At 37.4% G+C, this 23454-nt stretch carries 21 protein-coding genes and 1 riboswitch; of the genes, 13 read left to right on the top strand and 8 right to left on the bottom strand.

The window, feature by feature from the left end; all coding sequences use genetic code 11:
- Positions 1–23 precede the first annotated feature (23 nt).
- Entirely contained in the window at positions 24–800 is a 777-nt protein-coding gene (locus tag LG276_RS19695) for a 3-hydroxybutyrate dehydrogenase (RefSeq protein ID WP_224937043.1), read from the bottom strand.
- Between the two features lie 185 nt (positions 801–985).
- On the opposite strand from LG276_RS19695, the gene LG276_RS19690 reads away from it, so the two are divergent.
- The 9 genes from LG276_RS19690 to LG276_RS19650 all read left to right on the top strand — a co-directional run bounded on the left by LG276_RS19690 (position 986) and on the right by LG276_RS19650 (position 11809).
- Entirely contained in the window at positions 986–1915 is a 930-nt protein-coding gene (locus LG276_RS19690; protein WP_404292573.1) for a 3-hydroxyacyl-CoA dehydrogenase family protein, read from the top strand.
- Positions 1916–2042: 127 nt separating this feature from the next.
- Entirely contained in the window at positions 2043–3728 is a 1686-nt protein-coding gene (locus LG276_RS19685) for a sigma-54-dependent Fis family transcriptional regulator (RefSeq protein ID WP_251162046.1), read from the top strand.
- A gap of 681 nt (positions 3729–4409) precedes the next feature.
- The gene (locus tag LG276_RS19680; protein WP_095371953.1) at positions 4410–5795 is read left to right on the top strand and encodes a GntP family permease; all 1386 of its coding nucleotides are present in this window, start codon (positions 4410–4412) and stop codon (positions 5793–5795) included.
- Positions 5796–5834: 39 nt separating this feature from the next.
- Positions 5835–6533 carry a CoA transferase subunit A gene (locus tag LG276_RS19675; RefSeq protein WP_224937040.1) on the top strand — a complete coding sequence of 233 codons (699 nt, stop codon included), beginning with the start codon at positions 5835–5837 and terminating at the stop codon, positions 6531–6533.
- 15 nt (positions 6534–6548) lie between these two features.
- Positions 6549–7190, top strand: a complete 642-nt coding sequence (locus tag LG276_RS19670) for a 3-oxoacid CoA-transferase subunit B (RefSeq protein WP_095371955.1) — start codon at positions 6549–6551, stop codon at positions 7188–7190.
- 306 nt (positions 7191–7496) lie between these two features.
- On the top strand, positions 7497–7646 hold the full coding sequence (locus LG276_RS19665) for a hypothetical protein (protein WP_289434524.1): 150 nt from the start codon (positions 7497–7499) through the stop codon (positions 7644–7646).
- Positions 7647–7649: 3 nt separating this feature from the next.
- On the top strand, positions 7650–7799 hold the full coding sequence (locus LG276_RS19660; protein WP_404292570.1) for a hypothetical protein: 150 nt from the start codon (positions 7650–7652) through the stop codon (positions 7797–7799).
- A 241-nt stretch (positions 7800–8040) separates the two neighbouring features.
- Positions 8041–8616 carry a TetR/AcrR family transcriptional regulator gene (locus tag LG276_RS19655; RefSeq protein WP_251162042.1) on the top strand — a complete coding sequence of 192 codons (576 nt, stop codon included), beginning with the start codon at positions 8041–8043 and terminating at the stop codon, positions 8614–8616.
- Positions 8617–8704: 88 nt separating this feature from the next.
- Entirely contained in the window at positions 8705–11809 is a 3105-nt protein-coding gene (locus LG276_RS19650) for an MMPL family transporter (protein ID WP_404292568.1), read from the top strand.
- Between the two features lie 89 nt (positions 11810–11898).
- Here the strand turns inward: LG276_RS19650 and LG276_RS19645 are convergent, their stop codons facing one another.
- From LG276_RS19645 to LG276_RS19625, 5 genes are all read right to left on the bottom strand, one after another.
- Positions 11899–12570 (bottom strand): methionine ABC transporter permease, encoded by a 672-nt coding sequence (locus tag LG276_RS19645; RefSeq protein ID WP_224937021.1) that lies wholly within the window; start codon positions 12568–12570, stop codon positions 11899–11901.
- On the bottom strand, positions 12545–13582 hold the full coding sequence (locus LG276_RS19640; RefSeq protein ID WP_251162039.1) for a methionine ABC transporter ATP-binding protein: 1038 nt from the start codon (positions 13580–13582) through the stop codon (positions 12545–12547). Before LG276_RS19640 ends, LG276_RS19645 begins: the two co-directional genes overlap by 26 nt.
- A 39-nt stretch (positions 13583–13621) precedes the next feature.
- Entirely contained in the window at positions 13622–14443 is an 822-nt protein-coding gene (locus tag LG276_RS19635) for a MetQ/NlpA family ABC transporter substrate-binding protein (RefSeq protein WP_224937019.1), read from the bottom strand.
- Positions 14440–15555 carry an iron-containing alcohol dehydrogenase family protein gene (locus tag LG276_RS19630; RefSeq protein ID WP_404292566.1) on the bottom strand — a complete coding sequence of 372 codons (1116 nt, stop codon included), beginning with the start codon at positions 15553–15555 and terminating at the stop codon, positions 14440–14442. The genes LG276_RS19635 and LG276_RS19630 overlap by 4 nt, the downstream gene beginning before the upstream one ends.
- A 91-nt stretch (positions 15556–15646) precedes the next feature.
- Positions 15647–15762, bottom strand: a riboswitch (SAM riboswitch).
- A gap of 79 nt (positions 15763–15841) precedes the next feature.
- Positions 15842–16417: a hypothetical protein gene (locus LG276_RS19625; protein WP_404292564.1), complete on the bottom strand. Its 576-nt coding sequence runs from the start codon at positions 16415–16417 to the stop codon at positions 15842–15844.
- 212 nt (positions 16418–16629) lie between these two features.
- Between LG276_RS19625 and LG276_RS19620 the strand changes: the two genes are divergently transcribed.
- The 3 genes from LG276_RS19620 (at position 16630) to LG276_RS19610 (ending at position 20526) form a co-directional block, all read left to right on the top strand.
- A complete protein-coding gene (locus tag LG276_RS19620; protein WP_404292562.1) occupies positions 16630–17169 on the top strand; it encodes a GNAT family N-acetyltransferase in 540 nt (179 codons plus the stop codon).
- Between the two features lie 119 nt (positions 17170–17288).
- Positions 17289–18704 carry a hypothetical protein gene (locus tag LG276_RS19615; RefSeq protein ID WP_341105882.1) on the top strand — a complete coding sequence of 472 codons (1416 nt, stop codon included), beginning with the start codon at positions 17289–17291 and terminating at the stop codon, positions 18702–18704.
- A gap of 304 nt (positions 18705–19008) precedes the next feature.
- Positions 19009–20526, top strand: coding sequence for a BCCT family transporter (locus LG276_RS19610; protein WP_404292560.1), 1518 nt, complete (start codon positions 19009–19011; stop codon positions 20524–20526).
- A gap of 85 nt (positions 20527–20611) precedes the next feature.
- Here LG276_RS19610 and LG276_RS19605 read toward each other — a convergent pair whose 3' ends face one another.
- On the bottom strand, positions 20612–21634 hold the full coding sequence (locus tag LG276_RS19605) for an HAAS signaling domain-containing protein (protein ID WP_289434518.1): 1023 nt from the start codon (positions 21632–21634) through the stop codon (positions 20612–20614).
- Positions 21621–21968: a PadR family transcriptional regulator gene (locus LG276_RS19600; RefSeq protein WP_224939310.1), complete on the bottom strand. Its 348-nt coding sequence runs from the start codon at positions 21966–21968 to the stop codon at positions 21621–21623. The genes LG276_RS19605 and LG276_RS19600 overlap by 14 nt, the downstream gene beginning before the upstream one ends.
- A gap of 290 nt (positions 21969–22258) precedes the next feature.
- Here LG276_RS19600 and LG276_RS19595 point away from each other — a divergent pair, with 290 nt between their 5' ends.
- Positions 22259–23377 carry a mechanosensitive ion channel family protein gene (locus LG276_RS19595; RefSeq protein ID WP_289434516.1) on the top strand — a complete coding sequence of 373 codons (1119 nt, stop codon included), beginning with the start codon at positions 22259–22261 and terminating at the stop codon, positions 23375–23377.
- Positions 23378–23454 lie beyond the last annotated feature (77 nt).

Genomic DNA, 23454 nt, shown 5'->3' with positions numbered 1-23454 from the left:
TCTTAGTTTTCTCTTTTTGTCACTTATTGCGCCGTATACCCACCATCCATCACAATCGCCTGGCCAGTTACGCCTCCAGCTAAATCACTGGCTAGGAACATGGCATAGTCAGCAATTTCTTTTACTTGTAGTAAGCGCTTTTGTGGAACGAGTGGATAGATGACTTCTTCAAGGACATTTTCTAATGGCACATTTCTTGTTGATGCTAGGTCTTGTAATTGGTTTTGCACAAGTGGTGTGTCAACATAACCAGGGCAAAGGGCATTGACTGTAATGCCATCTGCTGCGGACTCTAGTGCGGCCACTTTTGTTAAGCCGATTACACCATGTTTCGCACTATTGTAGGCTGCTTTGTTGGCAAATCCAATTAATCCGTTAATGGATGCAATATTTAAGATACGACCAAATTGTTGTTCTTTCATAATTGGTAATACGTGTTTGAGTGAAATAAATGGTGCTGTAAGCATGATTTTAATCATCAGCTCAAATTTCTCAGTAGGGAAATCTTCAATGGGTGCCACATGTTGCAAACCGGCATTATTAATAAAGATATCGATTCTTCCATGTGTTTTCTGTGTTTCTTCAATCAAGCTGATAATGTCTTCCTCTTTTGTTACATCAGCTTTCAGGCCAAACACTTCTAGCCCTTTTTCTTGAAGGGATTGCGCAGATTTTTTGACTTCCTCTTCATTAATATCGGAAAGAACGACCTTGGCTCCGTTTTCGGCAAAAATTTTGCCAATCTCATAACCAATGCCTCGTGCTGAACCTGTTATAATTGCCACTTTATTAGATACCATTTTGACATTCCTCCATATCAATCTAGTGGCTTATTTCAGTATGAAGATGTGTAAAGTCAGTAATAGGGAGTTGGGGAGTTAAAACTGGAAAAATCGTAACATAGATTCACGGTTTTCGCAATTATTTTATTTTTGGCACAGTAATTGCATTTTTAATTTTTGAAAAGTTAAAGGAGGTTACAACGATGATAAGAAATATTACTGTGATTGGTTCAGGTGTAATGGGGACAGGTATTGCGATATCGTTTGCAACTAAAGGATACGACGTAATACTGAATGATTTAAACGATGAATTATTACATAAAGCAGAAAAAAGAGTAGCTGCAGATGTAGCATTACTTGTTGAAGAGAAAGTATTATCAGAAAAGGAAGCGGATACAAGCTTGAATGCCATTGGATATGTCACTGAATTATCTCAAGCAGTTCAAGAAGCAGATTTAATTATTGAAGCAATACCAGAAGTGATTGAATGGAAGTGGGATTTATATAAACAGTTGGAAGAATTGAAGCAACCAACAGCGATCGTTGCCTCAAATACATCGACTTTTCCAATTACGAGATTAATGGAGAAGTGCACGTTTGCTAATCAAATGGTGATCACCCATTTCTTTAACCCAGCACATTTAGTTCCGTTAGTAGAAATTATTAAACATGAACAGACTTCTGATTCAATTGTTGAAGAAGTGAGAAACATCATGAAAGAAATCGGCAAAGCACCTGTTATTTTACAAAAAGAAAAGTCTGGCTTTATTGCTAATCGATTACAAACAGCCTTAATGAGAGAAGCTTTTTCATTATTGGCTGAAGGTGTGGCAACAGCTGAAGATATAGATACGGCTATTACCGCAGGGCCAGGGTTCCGCTGGGCATTTACAGGGCCGATTGAAATTGCTGACTTCGGGGGATTGGATACTTGGGAAAGAGTATTTAATAACGTTGCTCCAGAATTAAATGACACAAAGGAAGCGCCAGCAATCATCTCTGACTTAGTAGCCGAGAAGAAGCTTGGTGTAAAGACAGGTGAAGGGATTTTCCAATATGAAGGAGAGATGGTCTCTAATAAACTATTAGAAAGAGACCGTTCCTTTATTCGCTTAGCAAAAATGAAAAAATAATGCGTAGGTGTAGAACGATAAAAAGTTCTACACCTTTTATGTGATTAAAAATATTCATTTGCCTGGCTATGATATAATAATGAAAATTATCAGATTGTAAAAAGTCGAGTGTAAGGAGAGATCTAAGATGCAAAACAGTCATGCCATCCGGAATGAACAGTTATTTAACAAAATCATAGATGAGCTGCCGTTAGGGGTGATGATACTTAATCATCAAAAGGAGATACTGTTTTGTAATCAAAGATTGTTGTGGATGATGGATGGCGATGAAAACGAAATGACTCATCTTCTCCAACAAGATTTCCTTCTCAGTACAATCGTGAAGATGAAAATAAATAAAAAAGAGCTATTAATTAAGGGTGAACGGTTAGAAGGTATAAATGGTGCTGCTTATATGTATCTTTGTGCACTGTCAAATGAAGCGACTGCAGATTTGCTACCTACCGGCCAAGGACAGCAAGAGAATGAGATGTTAATAGAAGACATTCTCGAATATGCTTATGACGGCTTAGTGCTTGTCGATGCAAAAGGCTATGTCGTTCTGTTGACGCAAGCATATGCGGAGTTTTTGAAGGTCGATCAGAAAAGCTCAATAGGTAAGCATGTTACAGAAGTGATCGAAAATACGAGAATGCATATCGTTGTAAAAACTGGTAAGCAAGAAGCAGCTTCCTTACAGAAAGTAAATGGCGGCTATATGATTGCTACTCGTTCGCCTATTTTTAAAAATGGAAAAGTAGTAGGTGCGGTTGGAAAGCTCCTATTTAAAAATGTTGGTCAGTTTTCCGCCTTATTTAAACGATTACACTCATTGGAAAAAGAGTTGAAGAAATATAAAGGTGATTTTAGAGAAAGTAATAAAGCATCATACTCTTTTCATCATTTAATTGGTGAATCGCCTGCTTTTAAACAAGTAAAAGCCCAAGCAGTCAAAGTGGCCGAAAATGACTCTAATGTGTTGCTCTTAGGTGAGAGCGGGACAGGCAAGGAGTTATTTGCACATGCGATTCATCAGGCAAGCAGTAGGGGAATGGGGCTGTTTGTGAAAGTAAATTGTGCTGCTATCCCAGCTGAATTAATTGAATCCGAACTATTTGGCTATGAAGAGGGAGCATTTACAGGTGCAAGAAAAGGCGGCAAAGCAGGAAAGTTTGAAACAGCAGATGGAGGCACGATTTTTTTAGATGAAATAGGTGAACTGCCCATTCATATGCAAGTGAAGTTATTGCGCGTGTTACAAGAAAAAGAAGTGGAACGAGTCGGTTCAACTAATAGTAAAGCCATTGATGTTCGTATTATTGCAGCAACTAACCGTAATCTAGAGGATATGGTTGATAAAGGAGAATTCCGATTGGATCTTTACTATCGCCTAAAGGTGATGGAAATAACCATCCCTTCTTTGAAAGATAGAAAAGAAGATGTTTCACGACTGTCTCATTATTTTACAGAAAAATACGCAACAATGATGGCAAAACCAGTCAAGGGGATTGACGAAAAGGCGCTCCATATCTTGAAAAACTACCATTGGCCAGGCAATATTCGAGAACTTGAAAATGTAATCGAGCGCGCGATGAATATGGTTGATCTTAATTGTTTTATTGAACCGAAGCACTTGTCGGCAAATATTAAATTACAAGAAACAGTAGTACCTACGCGTACATTAGCAGAAGTCATGGAAGAAACAGAAAAACAGACCATTATTCAATGTCTAACAGCAGTTGGTGGCAAGAAAACAGAAGCAGCCAAACGTCTCGGCATTAGCCGTACGACATTGTATGAAAAAATGAACAAATATCATTTGCTAGAAGAGTAAGTAAGGTTTAGAACGGGATCCTACCAAATACTTGTATCGTGTTTGGTAGGATTTTTTTGTGTATGATACCCCAAACGGTCAAACGCAAGATGATGTTAATTATCCACACAAAAAGATTGGAAAAACCCGAAGGAATGAGTTTGCCCACACAAAAGAGTGGAAAATCCAGAAGAAATGCGGGGAATAAATGATGATTTGTCCACAAAAAAGAGTAGAAATCCCAAGAGAAGTGTGGATATCAACGTTTATCCACATTATCTGTACCCCCCTATCTCACAAAAACAAAAAAGATAAATGAATCGATATTACGTAAATGTGTTAAGTAATCCGTACAATAACTGAGTGGATATGCTTAAAGTGTGCGTAAATCCATACAGAAAAACAGCGGTGTTTTAAAAGTGACAGTTTTTCTGAACGGTTTTTGCGAAAAAATGTGAATGAATATAAAAAAGAATAAGAATAGAGGGAATTTTTAAGTTGGCACATTCATTGCATAGTTTTGACAGACGGTTTATTGTCAGTATGACTCCAAAAGAAATTTTGGGGGAGATGTATATGGAAATGAAAACGTTTTCTACAGATGAAAGTAAGAGGGAGTTACAAAGGGGGAGAAAAGCAACAATCGGACGACTCTGGGGAGAAGTCAGTTTGATTTGTTAGCGAAAATAAAGGGGGATTTCATTGTTTATTGAGATTTTTGCTATTATACTAGCATTAGGACTTTTAATTTTCTTAGCTTATCGTGGTTATCCAGTTATTATTATTGCCCCAATTGTTACGTTATTAGCTGTTGTCATATCTGGCGGGTTATTATTACCAAGCTATACAGAGACGTATATGTCGAATGCAGCTAATTATATCAAATCATTTTTCCCAATCTTCTTACTAGGTGCGATTTTCGGAAAAGTGATGGAAATGACAGGAGCAGCAGCAGCCATTGCAAGGACAATTGTATCCTCACTAGGGTCAAAACATGCTATTTTAGCTGTTGTACTTGCATGTTCTGCGTTAACATATGGAGGCGTTTCCCTATTTGTCGTCGCATTTGCTGTTTATCCGTTTGCTGCAGCTATCTTCAAAGAGGCTGATATTCCTAAACGGTTAATTCCAGGCGCTATTGCATTAGGAGCATTCACGTATACAATGGACGCACTACCTGGTACGCCACAAATTCAAAATATTATACCAACGAATTATTTTGGAACAGATGCTTATGCCGCACCTCTTGTAGGTATCATAGGAGCAATTATTATCTTCACTGGCGGGATGATTTGGTTAGAACGTCGTAGAAGGAAAGCGCTTGCGAATGGCGAAGGTTATGGTACAGGGCATAAAAACGAGCCTGAAAAAGTCGACCCGAATACGTTACCAAGTTTTTGGTTAGCAATCTTACCACTTGTTGTCGTGATTGCATTAAACTTTATTTTTAGCCGCACAAGTTGGTCTGCGAAATTCTGGTATGATGCATCGCAGCTTTCTGAACAATACAATATTGCTGATCCAAGTACAGTCACTTCAACATGGGCACTCGTTGCAGCATTAACAATCGGAATAATTGTCGCAATGCTCACGAATGTGAGAAAAATTAAAACAGGTTTGGCAGCAGGGTTAACGACAGCCGCTATGGGTTCATTACTAGCAATCTTTAATACTGCCTCTGAAGTTGGTTTCGGTAATGTTGTGAAAACGCTACCGGGTTTTACAGCGATTCAAGACTGGGTATTTAATGCAAGCAATAATCCGTTAGTCTCTGAAGCAATTGCTGTGAACGTACTCTCAGGGGTAACTGGGTCTGCCTCAGGTGGGTTATCAATCGCATTAGAGGTAATGGGTGCACAATATTTACAGATGGCACAAACATTAGGTATCTCGCCAGAATTACTTCATCGAATTGCTTCTATGGCTTCTGGTGGAATGGATACCCTTCCTCATAACGGTGCTGTTATTACATTATTAGCGATTACAGGTTTAACACATAGACAATCATATGGAGATATCTTTGTGTTGACAATATTAAAAACGATTACTGTATTTGCATTAGCTTTTGCTATTTCACTATTTATTTAAACTAATAGTTTATAAGGAAGATGGAAGGAGAGTCATACCATGAGTAAAATAATTACATCTTTAGATGAAGTGTTAGAACAAGTTCAGGACGGTGCTTCTATAGCAGTAGGTGGTTTTGGTTTATGTGGAATTCCAGAGAAACTAATTATAGCCCTGCAAGAAAAAGGAACGAAGGAACTAACGGTATACAGTAATAACTGTGGTGTGGATGACTGGGGATTAGGCTTACTTCTACAAAATAAACAAATCAAAAAAATGGTCGCCTCTTATGTAGGAGAAAATAAAACATTTGAAAAACAATTTTTAAGCGGTGAGCTTGAAGTTGAACTCGTTCCTCAAGGTACATTAGCTGAAAGGTTAAGAGCTGGTGGCGCTGGAATTCCAGGATTTTACACAGCAACTGGTGTAGGCACAGAGGTTGCTAAAGGGAAAGAACATAAAGAATTTGATGGGAAAACATATATTTTAGAAAGAGGCATTGTAGCGGATTTCGCTTTTGTAAAAGCATGGAAAGCAGATCCATTTGGCAACTTAGTCTTTAGAAAAACAGCTCGTAACTTTAATCCAACTGTGGCGACAGCAGGAAAAATAACGATTGTTGAAGTAGAAGAGTTAGTTGGTGCGGGGGAATTAGATGCAGATGAGATTCATACACCGGGCGTATATGTTCAACATGTATATGAAGGAAAAGCTTATGAGAAAAGAATAGAGAGACTAACAACGAGAAAAGAAGCTTAAAAGGAGGACATAATCATGAGTGGAAGAGAAAAAATACTCAATAGAGCAGTAAAAGAAATTAAAGATGGTATGTGTGTAAACCTTGGTATTGGCATGCCTACTTTAATTGCAGATCGCATCCCTGAAGAATTTGATGTGATGCTTCAATCCGAAAATGGTTTATTGGGCATTGGTAGCTACCCGAAAGAGTCTGAAGTAGACGCTGATCTTATCAATGCTGGAAAAGAAACAGTGACAGCTAAACGCAATGCTTCGTATTTTGATAGCGCAGAATCCTTCTCTATGATTCGTGGCGGTCATATCGATCTTGCTATCCTTGGTGGTATGGAAGTATCTGAAACAGGTGATTTAGCCAATTGGATGATACCAGGAAAAATGGTTAAAGGTATGGGTGGCGCCATGGACCTTGTTCAAGGAGCAAAACGCATCGTTGTCATCATGGACCATCGTAATAAATATGGTGAGTCTAAAGTGAAAAAGAGTTGTGAATTGCCACTAACTGGTGAAGGTGTTGTGCATGTACTTATTACGGACATGGCAGTCTTCGAATTCACTGAAAAAGGAATGGAACTGGTAGAACTACAAGAAGGTGTAACATTAGAAGAATTGAAAGAGGCAACTGCCGCTTCTTTTATTGTACGTGAATCGGTGAAGTAAATTTGTAGCAAAAAGACTGACTCTATTCTTGAGTCAGTCTTTTTGCTAAATGAAGGAGGGGTTAGGAAGATAAGTAAAGTAGGAGTTTGTGAACAAGTCAGGCATCGTTAGGTGAGTTATTCTTTAAGTAATGAATACACACAAAAGTGGGAAGGAAAAGGCAGGGAACTGCGTGCAAATCAAGTATACGCGCAAAAGTGAGCAGGAGAAGCCAAAGCATTGCGTGCAAACCATGAATACGCGCAAAAGCGAGGAGTAGCAAAGAAAGAATTGCGCGCAAATCAAGAATACGCGCAAAAGTGAGAAGTGGCAAACAAAGAACTGCGCGTAAACCATGAATACGCGCAAAAGCGAGGAGTAGCAAACAAAGAACTGCGCGCAAATCAAGAATACGCGCAAAAGCGAGCAGGAGAAGCCGAAGAATTGCGCGCAAACCATGAATACGCGCAAAAGTGAGAAGTGGCAAACAAAGAACTGCGCGTAAACCATGAATACGCGCAAAAGCGAGGAGTAGCAAACAAAGAACTGCGTGCAAATCAAGAATACGCGCAAAAGCGAGCAGGAGAAGCCAAAGAATTGCGTGCAAACCATGAATACGCGCAAAAGTGAGAAGTTGCAAACAAAGAATTGCGCGCAAACCATATACGCAAACTCACAAAAACGTAGATGGTGTGGTAAAGAGTTGTTTGTGTACAACTTCCTATAATCATGGCAAGTCTGCCATTTTTGCTTAAAGTCCAAATACCTCTCTCTTTTCTCTTGTAAAATATAAAAAAATATATTATTCTATTCCCAAAAGGAATGAATGTTCATTCCGAATCATATATTGACTAAAGTGAGGAGCGAGTATATGACGGACGCAAAAAAGTCGAAGCGGCAAGATATATTGGATGCCGCGATTGTTTTATTTGCAGAGAGGGGGTATAACGGGACGACGGTACCAATGATTGCTGATGCTGCAAAGGTTGGGGCAGGAACGATTTATCGTTATTTTGATCATAAAGAGAACTTAGTTAATGTGCTCTTCCAGGAAAAACTAAATGCGTTATTTGAACAATTATTAAAGGATTATCCGACTGATGCAAGTATCCGTGAACAATTTCATCATATCTTTGAGAGTATTCACCACTTTGCGATGGGAGATACACATGCGTTACATTTCATTGATTCTCATTGTAATGAAATGTTTTTAACAAAAGAGAGTCAGGAACTTTTTGATGCGTTTATAGAGTATATCTCTAATGTTGTTAGGGTTGGTCAAGAAAGAGGAGAAATTATTGTTCTACAAACAGAGGCTTTGATAGGTGTTGTTTATGGTGCCATTGTACAAATATTAAAAATGGTGCGGGCAGGAACGATCGATGGTAGTTCTCCTTTAATGGATAACTTAGAGGAATGTTGTTGGAATGCGATTAAAGCCAACTAGTTAAGCTAGCTTGAAAGTTGATTTCAAGCTGAACATAAATAGGAATGAATATTCATTCCGTATATAAAAAAGAGAAAGGAGCCAGAACGTGTCAAAGTCTAAAAATGTAAGAACCCTATTATTTTTCGGGTGGGTTGTTATCTCAATATTAAGTTTCCTTTGGATGCCGAATATGGATGACCTTGTTAGAGAAAAGGGGCAAATAACCATACCAGATAATGCCTTAAGTAGAGAAGCTTCACATATGTTAGAGGAAATGGATGAGAATGCAAATACGTATGATTTTATAGCAGTAATAGGATCAAAAGATGGCAAGAAAATGTCTAATCAGGAGAAAGAGGAATTAGATAAACTTCTTTCAGAATTAAAAGCCAGACAATCAACACTTGGCATCGAAGAGATGACAACGCATTTAGATGGTGAAGAAGCAGCTTCGGTTCTAACAGCTGAAGATGGTTCGACCATACTAGCGCAGATTTCTATTGATCGAGAGCAAGGAGAATTACAGGAAGTCGCTAATTCTCTTAGAAGTGAGCTCATCACAGATTCACTCCAGGTTTCTATTACTGGCAACGAACTTGTCATGGAAGACTTTGTTCAGGCGACGCAGGATGGGATTAAGAAAACCGAGGCAATTGCCGTCGTATTCATCCTACTCGTATTAATTCTTGTTTTCCGTTCACCGATTATACCGTTTATCTCATTATTATCTGTGGGTGTATCCTATATCGTCTCTATGTCTATTATTGCCAACTTAGTAGAATCATTTAATTACCCATTTTCAAATTTCACGCAAGTATTCTTAGTAGTGATTTTATTTGGAATAGGTACGGACTATAATATTTTAATTTTTACGAGGTTTAAAGAAGAGCTGAGTAAGCAGGAATCCATTTTAGAGGCACTGAAAGTTACCTATCGTACGGCAGGAATTACTGTTTTATATAGTGGTTTAGCGGTGTTTATTGGTTTTATTGTATTAATGTTTGCTCAATTTAGCTTGTATCAAGCTAGTTCGGCAGTAGCTATTGGTGTAGCAGTCCTTGTCGGAGTGTTGTATACATTTAATCCATTTTTCATGTACGTATTAGGGAAGAAAATGTTTTGGCCATCTAAGAAATTTGATGGTCATGCAGACAGTAAATTTTGGGGATTTCTATCAGGACATTCAATAATGCGTCCTTTTCTCTCATTACTTATTGTCCTCCTTATCTCTTTGCCATTTGTATTCAAATACTCGGGAGAATTAAGCTATAACGACCTTCTTGAAGTAGATGATTCTTTTGAATCAAAACAGGGGATCAATCGGATAGAAGACCATTTTCCTTCTGGGTTTTCAGCACCGGCAACATTAGTTATAAAAAATGAGCAATCACTCAATCAACAAGAGTCATTGCAAGCGATAGATGAATTGACAGAGAAAATATTAGCTGTAGATGGCGTATCCAAGGTACAAACTGTAACAAGACCAGCTGGAGAAAAAATACCAGAACTCTATTTAAATGATCAAACAGATCAATTAAATCAAGGGATTGGGGATGCTAACAAAGGGGTAGGATCGATACATGATGGTTTATCTTCTGCTGAAGGAGAATTATCAGCCAATCAAAATAGTAATCAATTAGAAGATGTGCAAACACTCATTGATGGAACAACAAATGCTAAAAACGGAGCGTCGACCTTAGTTGAGGCACTGAATGAATTAACAACTGGAATTCAATCAGGTAGTAGTGGGGCAAGTGAGTTAAATCAAGGGGTTGCAGATGTGAAGGCAAGTGTGGAACAGCTTTCTGGTGCAACTGGCACATTATTGAGTGGCTATACAGAACTGCAAACAGGTCTTTCGAATACAGGCAATGTATTTTCGCAGATGAATACTGCTGTAACAAGCATGACTTTAGCATTTACGCAAATTGAGCAATCATTAACAAACTATATTGAAGAAAATCCCGAAGCTGCTTCAGATGAACATATGCAATTAGCATTAGGAACAGCAGGGGAGGCGAAGCAACAAGTTGAGGAGTTAAATGCGCAATTAGAAGCTGTCCATCCGCAATATGAAGGAGCGATGACGCAGTTTGCAGAAGCGAATGCAGGACTAGAGCAAGTGGATGCTGGTTTAGAAAAACTGCAAAACGGTTTAGTTGCATTAGAGTCAGGCGCAAATGAATTGCAAGCAGGGTTAGCAAATGGTGCAAATGCATCAGACGAAATGGCAACAAAAACGGGTGAATTAGCGTCTGGTTTAGCTCAAATTAATGAGGGGCAAACCATGCTCCAAACAGGTTTAAATGATTTAAGTGAGAAAATGGTGGAGTTACAAAAGGGATTAGCAGAAAGTACAGATGGACTAAATCAAGTAGGAGAAGGTTTACAGGATGCAAATAAGTATCTTAGTGGCTTAAGTGACTCGAAAGCTTCAGAGAAATTCTTTATTCCAGAGGAAGTGTTAAAAGGAGAGGAATTCCAGCAAGCACTTGATATGTATGTATCAGATAATCAAAAAATGACGACGTTGACGATAGTGTTAGAAGAAAATCCTTATACAAATGAAGCGATGAAGGTAATGGAGGAAGTCAATCGTCAAGTACCGGCAAGCTTGAATGCAACCATTTTACAAGATGCTGAATATGCAATCGGTGGGCAAACACAGCAAAATCTAGATTTACAAAATATTGCTACAGAAGATTTCGCTCGAACGGCAACAATAATGTTAATTGGCATTGGCATTGTTCTAATGGTCATTACCCGTTCTGTTATGCAGCCGTTATATATTATTGCTGCACTTCTATTAGCCTACTATACTTCATTAGGTATTAGTGAATGGATGAGTCAATCTATTCTCGGCGTAGGTGAACTCGCCTGGAATGTGCCGTTTTTTGGCTTTATTATGATTATCGCTCTTGGGGTCGATTATAGTATCTTTCTTATGATGCGTTTTAATGAAGTGGATGGTAATCCAGTAAATGCGATCTTAACGGCAGCGAAAAATATAGGTGGAGTAGTGATATCGGCCGCTATTATTTTAGGAGGAACCTTTGCTGCATTAATCCCTTCAGGTGTTATTACACTGATCGAAGTGGCGCTAGTTGTGATAATTGGGCTAATCATGCTGAGCTTGCTTATGCTACCAATCTTAGTCCCATCATTTTTAGCAATTGGGGAGAAATTAAAGAGAAGAAGAGAAGAGAGCTAAAGTTAAGAGGAACAATTTCATCTCCAGTTTTCTTAAGAATTTGCAAGCAGAAATAAGAAAAGAGCCGAACATGCTTCGGCTCTTTTGCTTTAATCTTTCTTTAACTTCGCAGCCCAGAAATTCCCTAATGACTGTAATCCTTGTACTAAAATAATCAGTAAAATGACTGTGACATACATCACATCAACTTCATATCTTAAATGTCCATATCGGTAGGCTAAGTCACCAAGTCCTCCGCCGCCAACGAGTCCCGCCATTGCTGTAGCACCAATTAATCCAATTGTTGCAATCGTGAGTCCAAGAACGATTGAAGAGCGAGATTCTCTAACCAGTACATTCCATATAATATGTCTTGTTTTAATTCCCATTGCTTCATAGGCTTCGACAACCCCACGGTCAACCTCAAGTAATGCTGATTCCATTAAGCGTGCAATATATGGAGCAGTATAAATAACAAGTGGGACAATTACGCCTTTTACACCAATCGATGTACCGACAATAAACTTGGTAAACGGTAGAATGAAAAATAATAAGATAATAAAAGGTACGGAACGAATGACGTTAATTACTATGTTGAGCACATTATATACAAATTTATTATCTAGGGCTTTACCTGGTCTAGTCAAAACAAGAAGAATCCCTAATGGTAGCCCGATCAGAATGGAAATAGCGAGAGAGATACCAACCATTTGGAAAGTTTGTATCGTTGATTCCCATAAATCAGCACCCCATGCATCAAGAAATTCGTTGATGGCGTTCATTGAGTGTCACTCCTTCCACATGGACTTGTTTCTCTTGTAAAAATTGTATGGCTTTGTTAATTTCTGCTGTATCGCCTTTAAAATGGACAAGCAACTGTCCGAATGCTTCATCTTTTAATCTTGTAATATTACCAGATAAGATATTAGGGAAAATATCATATTTTTTCGTTACTAATGCAAGTGCAGGATCACCTGATGATTCACCAAAGAAAGATAATGTTGCCACTTGGCCACTTTCACTTAATTCCTCTAATAGATCATCAGGGATATCATGTGAAAATAAGCTATTAACGAATCTTTTTGTTGTACTGTGTTGAGGAGAGGTAAAGATATCCTTCGTTCGCCCCTCTTCAATAATTTCCCCATTTTCCATAACGGCCACACAATCGCAAATCCTTTGGATAACATTCATCTCATGTGTAATAAGGAGAATCGTAATTCCTAATTCTTTATTGATTTTTAAGAGCAAATCAAGAATTGCCTCTGTTGTATCTGGATCTAAGGCGCTTGTTGCTTCATCGCTGAGTAATACTTCTGGTTCATGCGATAATGCACGTGCAATAGCAACCCTTTGCTTTTGGCCACCAGATAACTCAGCTGGATAAGCATTTTGTTTTTCACTTAAACCGACAATCTCTAAATATTTATTAACGCGGCTCTTTACTTCTTTCTTATCTAATCCTGTTAGTTTAAGAGGGATAGCAATATTATCATAAACTGTTGCTGTTTTTAATAAGTTAAACCCTTGAAAAATCATGCCGATATGACTTCTTGCTTCACGGAGTTTTCCTGGTGTTAGCGTGGTTAAATCCACCCCATTAACTTTTACAGAACCACTATCAGGTTTTTCAAGTAAGTTCACACAGCGAATTAATGTACTTTTACCAGCGCCGCTGTATCCGATAACCCCGTAGATTTCGCCTTGATTCACTGATAGTGAGACATCCTTTAATGCATGGATGCTTCCTTGTTTTCCTGTAAAGGTTTTGGTTATATTCTTAAGCTCTATCATGATTTGATGCTCCCTCCGTAACGCTCATTTTTAATCATTTTACCAAGAGACGATAACTGATCCGTCAAATTCCTCTTCAACAAACTTTTCAATTTCTTCACTGCGGTAGATATCAGCTAATTTTTCAAGAATTTCATCATCTTTATTCTCCGTACGGACAGCAGCGTGGTTTACGTAAGGTGAATCTTTAGGCTCGATAAAGATAGCGTCTTTAGAAGGAACAAAACCAGCTTCAATCGCAAAGTTCGTGTTAATAGCTGCAGCGTCAAGCTCTTCTAGCTGACGAGCGATTTGAGCAGAGTCAAGTTCAATAAATTCATAGTTACCATTGTTTTTTTCAATATCACGAACAGTTGAATTAATACCTGTTTCAGGATCTAATTCGATTAATCCAGCTTTTTCAAATAGTAATAGAGCTCGGCCACTATTTGTTGGGTCACTCGGAAGACCGATTTTTGCGCCGTCTTTTAATTCAGCTACATCTTTTACATTGAGTGCATAGATGCCCATCGGGAATGACACGGTATCAAAAGATTTAACTAAATCTAAATTTCTATCTTCTTTAAATGCATTAAAATAAGGCTCTGTTTGAAAAATGTTTAAGTCAATCTCTTTTTCAGCTAATGCAACATTTGGCATCACATAATCAGTAAATACTTGTGGTTTAATATTGATATCTTCTTCTTTAGCTAATTCAATTACTTTTTCTAAGATTTGCTCATGTGGACCTGCAGTGACACCAATGACTAATTCTTCATCGTCATATAACCCTTCTGTAGAGTTGCTGGCTTCATCACTACCACATGCAGCTAAGCCTGTTAAAGATAATAAGAATGTTCCAGTTAATAACCATTTTTTCATGATGTTTGAACTCCTTTTTGTTCATTTTGTTTTTCTAATAATCGAAGTGCTTGTAAAACAGATTGTTCACTTATCTCGTTTTTCATAAAGTGAATCGATTCAGTTGGAAGTATCGCCTTTTTCACAATTGTTTTCATTAATTGCTCGTCATTCACATCTATATTTAGAGTAGAGAGACTACTTGGCAATTGCCAGCTCTCATAAAACGGGAGAAGGTAATCAACTTCCGTCCATTTTTCTTCAATGGCCAATTGACCAAGAATCCCGTAAGCGACTAATTCCCCATGAAGGAAATCTTTGGCTGCATTCGCTACGGTTAGTCCATTGTGAAGCGAATGGGCACCAGCGATTCGTCCTGCCTTTTCGCCGAATCCACCGACCATGCCCCCAGTCATGATAATCGTTTCAATCACTCGAATAAGTGCTGGTGAGGTTTCGTTTTTGGCTACTGATTGTAGTGCGGCTTCACCATCATTAAGCAATGTATCTCGGCAAATTTTGGCTGAAAATTGCGAAACTTGTTTAGGTACAGGTAGTGTTTCTTCATGGTAAAGACTTTCAATTAGAGCTTCAGCTTCATAAAATTTGGCTAATGTATCCCCAATTCCTGCTTTTAAATAAGTTATAGGCGCATTAGCAATAATTTTAGGTTCAATCAATACGAGGGTTGTCGCAATAGGAAACTCGGTATAATGAGTAAAGCTGCCTTCTTCATTATAAAAAACACTTAATGGTGTCCAAGCGGCACAGGTAGCTGCGATTGTCGGTATAAGAATGGATTGAACAGATGCTTCAATCGCAACTGCTTTTGTTATATCTAATGCTGTCCCACCACCAATACCAATTACGCCATTAGCACCATCATTTGTTAATATTTCTTGGATGTCATGGACCTTTTTTAAGGTAGTGTGACCTTCTATGTAATGAAGGTGAATGTTGTTATCTATTACTTCCTTCGGCAAGTAGGGCTGCACGGCTTGCCAAGCTTTTTTACCGGTTATTATATGGTATTTGGAAACAGAAATATCTTTAAGTAGGTCGGGGAGTTCTGTTAGAATGCCTGAACCTAATAAATAATATCCTGGAGCCCCTTTTACGATTGTTGCAGTCATTTCTTCTCCTCGTTTCTCTTTTGATGTAATTATAAAAACAAAAATGCCTCTCATCATGAGAGGCATAAATATACTAGAATAGTAGTAACCTCTCTCATATATCAAAATACCAAATAGTATTTTGCAGGATTTAGCACCTGTTCATATGGGTATATGAATGGTTGCCGGGCGTCGCAGGGCCAGTCCCTCAGCCGCTCTTTATAAGAGAAAATGCTTTATTAAATTATATTCATAATATTATCTATTACATGAAAAGTCAATAACATAATTGAAATTAATCTTTAAACTAGTGATGGTGTTCTACTTGTGGGGTGTTTTCTTCAATCGGATGAATTGAGTTCTTGGCTTCTTGATGAATTCCCGATGCGCAGATAATGGCCATGCTTAATAAGAATGTTAGATAGAAGGGCACAGGTCGATTTTTCAATGCTTCCTTTAATGAATGTTTTTTGTGCATGAGAAGCATCATGGCAAAAATACTAATTAAATAAATCAGATCCATGCTAATGATCATAAATGTAACTTCACTGGGTACTAACATAATACCTAGCATTGCCCCCATCATACTTCCCATGAGACTTGACGCTTGAGCTTCAACGAGTCCGTTTGTTTTAAACGGTAGTCCTATAAAAATGGCAATGACAGCGCTAATGAGAATAGATAATACAGTTGCTTTAGCCATTTCTGGTAACCACACAGATATAATCAAACCGATTGTTAAGCTACTCGTCATACCAACCACCATGGGAATACATTTAGAATATTGGGTAGCTATTTCTTTGTTTTTTCTAACGGCACTAATAAAGAAAAAGAAACTGTAGCCGACAACTAAAAAAAGACTGAACAAAGCAAGCATATTCAAATTACCCTCCTTTGGATGCTCATAAAATATCTCGATGCCTCCTTTCATATATATTTTGTATCGTAGTGATTATGTCAGTGCAATGGTAAGAAACTTTTTATACTGTTCATTCGTAAATAGGTAAAGCAATATTTTTCAAACTAAAAAAAGTGGTAGTCTTAGTTTATAAGTTTTCATTCAGAACAGTTTGACAAAAAAAAAGGAGTTTTTATATGGGGGAAGAAATAAAGATTAGACCGATACATATAAATGATGCAAGAGATATTCATGAAATGCATAGGCAAGATTCTATAGTTCAACAGACAATGGCCTTATCATCGGGGAGATTAAAAGATATTGAAGATTATATTGAAGGACTTACAAAAGAAGACCATGTATTTGTTGCAGAATATAACGGTCATGTTCGAGGGGTAGCTTCCTTAGAAGAGAGAAGTGGAAAGTTGAGATATAGCGGTAATGTGTCCATCTCTATTAATGAAGAAGTACAAGGAAGAGGGATTGGTAAGACGCTTCTTGAGCGAATAGTAAAGCTTGCCGATGAAGAGTTAGGGCTCATCAGATTAGAGTTAGATGTATGTGCAGATAATATAAGGGCGTTGGCGTTATATGAAATGTTTAACGAGGCTTTGTCTAGCTCCGGACGCCATCGGCTCGAGGTCATAAGCCAATCCGTCAAAAAGGTTAAAAAACAACCTTTCTGCCGGCTCGTCTTATGCTTGTCACCGATAAGCGGGCGCCCTGCGCTTTTCTAATTTTATAGATGTCATTATTATGGGAAGAATTAAAGAGAACCTTTAAATAGAAACGATCTAATGTTAAAATTTCACTTCCTGCACGTTAATTAAATCATAACTAAAGGAGAACAGCTGCTTTGAATCACTTAATAATGGAACAACTAAAAACCTATTTTAAAGGAATCAACCCAGATGATTTAGTTATGGAGCAGATGGAATTTGAAGAAAATGTGTATGATATCCTGTTGGAAGATTGGGGAGAGTCAATTGGCTCGGTTCGTATGGATGAATTAGGTGTGGCAGAGTTTTTCATTTATACGGATGAACTAGATGAAATTCCAGGGGAAATGAGTAAGTTTGATATGATCATGCAAGCAGAGCATTTTATAGAAAGGTTCTATGATTCGACTTTCAGACATGGGTTATATTTGTCAGCATATATTGACTTAGGTGAATATCATATGATTTTATATAATCGCAAAGATGAGCGATTGAATAAGGAACTCCCTCATTCTGGAATTAGTTTTACAATGCTTAGTAATGGGGTTTTAAGTGCAGTCGAAAGAGAAAGCATGGATTTTGAACTTGTCTATCCAAAAACACTGATTACGAATGAAGAAGCAAAGCGGATTTATTTAAATCATTTAAGGATTCTACCTGTTATTGCAAAGTATGATAAAGACATATTTGTTAATGGTGATGATGAGTATCACTATGTTTATCAGTTGGAGGATTTTATTCTTGGTGTTCACACAAATGGGGGGGTGCTTACCTCGGATTCGTTTGGTGTAGGCAAAACGCTGGTGACATCCTTACCCCATTTAGCCGAATTTATAGATATTTATACTTTGGCGGGAATGACGGAAGACCATATGCTTGTAGCTGAAGCAAAAAAGAAAAGTGGTAGACTAGAGGTGTGGAGTAAGTTACCTAAAGAATCCTTACGGGTGAGTGAGGAAGATTTATTAGATGATGAATTAGACATCCCTGGTGCGATAAAATTTGTATTCAATGCGGATGGAAGACTGCTTAAATTAATGGGCTTAGATGATTCTGAAACGTTTGCTTCTAGACCTGTTAATTCGAAAGTGGCGCTTTTAACTGCTACATCAGTGTTACAAGCAGTTTGTGATAACCCTCATGATTATTTTAAACTGCAACAATTAGACGATCATGTTATAAGTCAAAAACCCGCAAACGGCATATACGATTTTACGTTTATTCGACAAGAAAGAGGCGTTCAAGTAGCTGATGCTTTTGTTCATATTCAAATAGACGATACAGGTTTGGTGAAGTATGTAGATGTAGATAGTGATGTCCTCCAAGATTTCTCACATGTATCATTTGTCGCAAGCCTTACATTTAAAGTTGCAACAGAAATGATTAAGGAAAAGCTTTTTATGGAATTAAGCTGGGGAAAGAATATAGAGAAGCATCAATACACATTAACTTATTTACCGACCTATCCACTTACTACAGGTCATATTAAGATGATTGATATGACTACAGGGGAACCGTGGGTTATTGACACAAGTTGTATGGATCAATATTGAGAAAATTTAGCACTTTTTTTGCTTTCAGAGAATGGCTTAAAAAGTGTTTTTTATGTTCTATCAATGTTAAGCTTGTATATAGAGCAGATTATACCTACTTGAAAAGGATATAAGTATTTCTAGTTAAAAAGATGTTTAAATCTGTTTTAGTTGGGTAAATATTTGTAAGAAATTTGTCGAACGGTGCGTATTCTTTTAAACAAAGAATAAATAAAAAAATTTGTCTCAAACTAAGAAAGAATAAGGTGCAAATCTTTATTGTTTAGAATTACGTGGACAAGAATTTATTTGAAAGGACTATTCTATGAAGCGAGTATCAAATGTGTTTTGGATTACCGTATTTATTGTTTTTATTTTTGTTATTTTAGGTGTAGCAGTTCCAGATTTGTTTGAAAGTGTAACTGCAAATTTACAAGCTTTTTTAACAAATAGTTTTGGGTTTTATTACCTTATATTAGTAACTATTATAGTTGCTTTTTGTTTATTCCTCATTTTTAGCCCCATTGGTTCTATTAAGTTAGGAAAACAAGATTCTAAGCCAGAATTTTCTACCCTATCATGGTTCGCGATGTTGTTTAGTGCGGGTATGGGAATAGGGTTAGTCTTTTGGGGTGCTGCTGAACCGCTCTCACATTATGTAAGACCTCCACTAGCTGATGGTCAAACCGATGAAGCTTTTAGGGAATCACTTCGTTATACATTTTTTCACTGGGGTATACATGCTTGGGCGATATACGGATTAGTTGCATTAGTACTGGCTTATTTTCAATTTAGAAAAGAAGAGCCAGGTTTAATTTCAGCAACATTGAAACCTCTTTTTGGAAAAGCAATGGATGGTATTTGGGGTACGATCATTGACGTGTTGGCTGTATTTGCGACTGTGGTTGGTGTGGCAACGACTCTAGGGTTTGGAGCAGCGCAAATTAATGGAGGGCTAACGTATTTGTTCGGAATTCCTGATAGCTTTGTGGTCCAAATAATTATTGTTGCCATAGTTACTGTATTATTTATGATCTCGGCATGGTCTGGATTGAGTAAAGGGATTCAATATTTAAGTAATGCTAATATGGTGTTAGCTGTTATTTTAGTCTTACTTGTCTTTGTGTTAGGACCTACAGTACTCATCTTAAATATGTTTACAGATACGATTGGTGGTTACATACAAAATATTATACGCATGAGTTTTAGTATTTCACCATTAGATGGAGAGCATCGTTCATGGATTAACGATTGGACTATTTTTTACTGGGCATGGTGGATTTCCTGGTCACCATTTGTGGGGATTTTCATTGCGCGTGTTTCTAAGGGACGAACAATTAGAGAGTTTATATCTGGAGTCCTACTTGCTCCAGCGCTAGTCAGCTTTTTCTGGTTTGCTGTATTCGGTACGTCATCTATTAATGTGCAGCGAAGTGGGGCAGTAGACTTAAGTCAATTCCCGACAGAGCAAGTACTATTTGCTGTATTTAATGAGTTTCCATGGTCTATGGTGATTTCTATCATCGCTATTCTGTTGGTATCGACATTCTTTATTACATCAGCAGACTCTGCGACTTTTGTTTTAGGAATGCAAACGACTTATGGCTCCTTAAACCCTCACAATTCTGTAAAGCTTACATGGGGTGTTGCACAGTCTTTAGTAGCCTTAATACTCCTATATAGTGGAGGATTGCAAGGTCTGCAAAATGCATTAATTATTGCAGCCTTTCCATTTTCAATTATAATGATATTAATGATGATTTCCATATATCGTTCATTAATGCAAGAAAGAAAAGAGCTCGGATTATATATAAAACCAAAGAAAAAGAAAGCAGAGAAATAAATAGGAAAAAGCCCGACCCATGCTCAATGTTTTAACATGGTTCGGGCTTTTTCTCTTTCACTTATCGGTAAGGTATTTTTTTGATTTACAGCAAAGTATCATTCTTTATTTTACTTTTCCTAAAACCTTCATACGAAGCATAAACAGCTGAAATGATGGTAATAGCAATAGATACCCCAATAATTGTATCAAGAATTGAACTTATATTTGTTGCTGTTGTGTTAAAGAGCTGACTAAGTTCATTGATTAAATGACTATGGAAAAGATTTGGTTGCAGAATAATTAACAGGAACAAGATCGTATACAAGAGTTGATAGATAGTGTTAATGGTTGCTAAAGATTTGGTCCACTGCCTCTTTACCCATTTATATACCGTTAATGTGAGCTCGCATAAAATAACAATCAAAACAAGTGGCCAGAATGAGAGAAGAAGTTCTTGGTTGAAAATCGGCGTCAGTAGGGTTAACCCTGTTTCTTGATTATTTTGTGTATAGATACCGACCCTATCAAGTGCGAAGAAGTAAATGGTACCCCATATGGCTGTCCAGAGGAACGCAGCAAAAATATCGATCTTCGTGATCCCTTTTTTCTTGGGAATAACAGTAATATTTTTCAAATCATCTGGTGTCCATTTTTCTCCTGTACCGGCGATTTCATAAGGCGCGACGCCAGTTCGTTCCATAATAATGAAGACAATAGCGACCCAGAATACGACTTGGATAGCTGTAGATAGAACCGTCCAAATCCCTTTGCCGAAGACAGTGAATATATAGGTCCAATCTTGATTGCTGTTTAGGTAAGTAATTACTCCTTCAAAAACGATGAAAGCAACAGCAAACCCAATGGCAAGTTGTAAAATCATCTTCATAGTGGTCATGAATAAGTCATAATAATCAGGACCGATTAAATAGGAGGGTGCATCGCGATAATTCTTCGCGATTTCTGCTGGATCTCCTAAGTCCTCCAATACAGCTTTTACATCTTCGAGCGAATAATTCTCTGGTAGTGCATCTAAAATGGATGATTTTAGCTCTAATGCAATGTCATTCCGTTGTTTTTCAGGTAGACGCTTTGTAACCTCATGGATATAAACATCAATCCATTCCATTGTTGTTTCCCCCCTCTAATAATAAATTCATTTCAGTAGACATTTTTGCCCACTCCTCCTTTAATGCTGCGAAGATCTTCTTCCCATATTCACTAAGCTGATAATATTTTCTTGGTCTGCTTTCGGTTGTGTCCCAACTACTAGTGACAAGTTCTTGTTTTTCCAGTCGTCTAAGCAAAGGGTATAAAGTACTTTGTTCTATTTCGATGCCCGATTGTTCTAAGTTTTGTACTAAAGAGTAGCCATATTGTGGTTCGTCTAACTGACTTAAAACCGCTAATGTAAGTGTTCCACGTTTTAGCTCTGTTGTAAGGGAATGTAATAAGTCTTTCAATTGTAATCACCTCGTTAATAACAATAGTGTATATCATACAGTATTATAAAATCAATAATAATGTGCATAATATTTTTCGACAGCATTTCTTAACATAAATCTCCAAGGTAGAATAGCTGAAAATGAGAAAGAATAAGAAGGCAGATGACAAGATACATTCGACATTATTTTCAATCATCAGGTTTGTTAACGTGTGGAACGGTTATTTACATAAGGTAATATCTTTTTACTAATGGTAACAAGCGGTGTTATGGTATGATAAACACTAGATTATAAGGAGGGGCAGATAAATGGAAGGCGCTTTTTCATTCCTTGATTCTGAGAACACCTGGATTCAGCTAGGGATATCAATAGGAATCTTGATACTTTTTTTAATTTTTCGCGGTATTTTTGCAAAATATGTTTTTAAATTGTTAATGAAGGTGAGTAATAAGGCCAATTCACAGCTTTTATCTCACATTTTTCTTTCATTTGAAAAACCGGTGAAATGGATATTCATCATTGTCGGATTGTATATTGCCATGGGGTTTTTCCCATATTTAGAGCAACATAATACGCTGTTTGTTCGCTTAATAAGATCAGCGTTCATGATAATGATTGGTTGGGGCTTCTATAATATTGCTTCTGCATCATCTGCAGTTTTCATTAAGATGCGTGATAAATATACACTTGAAGTCGATGATATACTCATTCCGTTTTTATCAAGGATGTTAAGAGTTGTTATTATTGTAATTACTGCAAGTATTGTCTTACAAGTGTTTGAATATAATATCAGTGGTCTTGTAGCAGGGCTTGGTATCGGTGGTGCTGCAATTGCTTTTGCAGCGAAGGATGCTATTGGTAATTTATTCGGAGGTTTTATTATCATAACCGAGAAACCTTTTACAATGGGTGATTGGATTATGACGCCGAGTGTTGAAGGGACCGTAGAAGATATTTCCTTCAGAAGTACAAAAGTCCGGACATTCGCTCAGGCGATTGTTACATTACCAAATGGGACAATTGCGAATGAACCCATTACGAATTGGAGCCGAATGGGAAAAAGACAAATTACCTTTAATTTATCGATCTCACATGAGACACCAAGACATAAGCTGCAACGTATTGTTGATAGGATTCATTCAACTTTAGTGAATAATGATGATATCCATCCAGAAACCATCTTTGTTACTTTTGATGAAATTAAAGATAATTCATATGACTTATTTTTGTATTTCTTTACGAACACAACCAATTGGGGAGAATTCCTTAAAATTAAAGAGAATATTAACTTTCAAATCATTGATATTCTTGAGCAAGAAGGTGTCATCATTGCGCTAGAAAGCACTCGCGTATATGTTGATTCCGACAAGCTCCTTGCCGATCAGAAGGAAAACAAAGATCAATTAATGTTAGGGAAAGATTCTTAAAAACGAAATCGCTTCTTGTTTAGAAAAGAAGCGATTTCTCTTTTTTTATAAAATAATTGAATATTCTACATAATGAA

Origin of the sequence: Cytobacillus kochii (assembly GCF_044790165.1) — a bacterium.
In the GTDB taxonomy this organism is placed as follows: Bacteria; Bacillota; Bacilli; order Bacillales; family Cytobacillaceae; genus Cytobacillus; species Cytobacillus kochii.
Note: the sequence above shows the minus strand (reverse complement) of the source record. Positions and strands in the feature narration are given on the sequence as shown.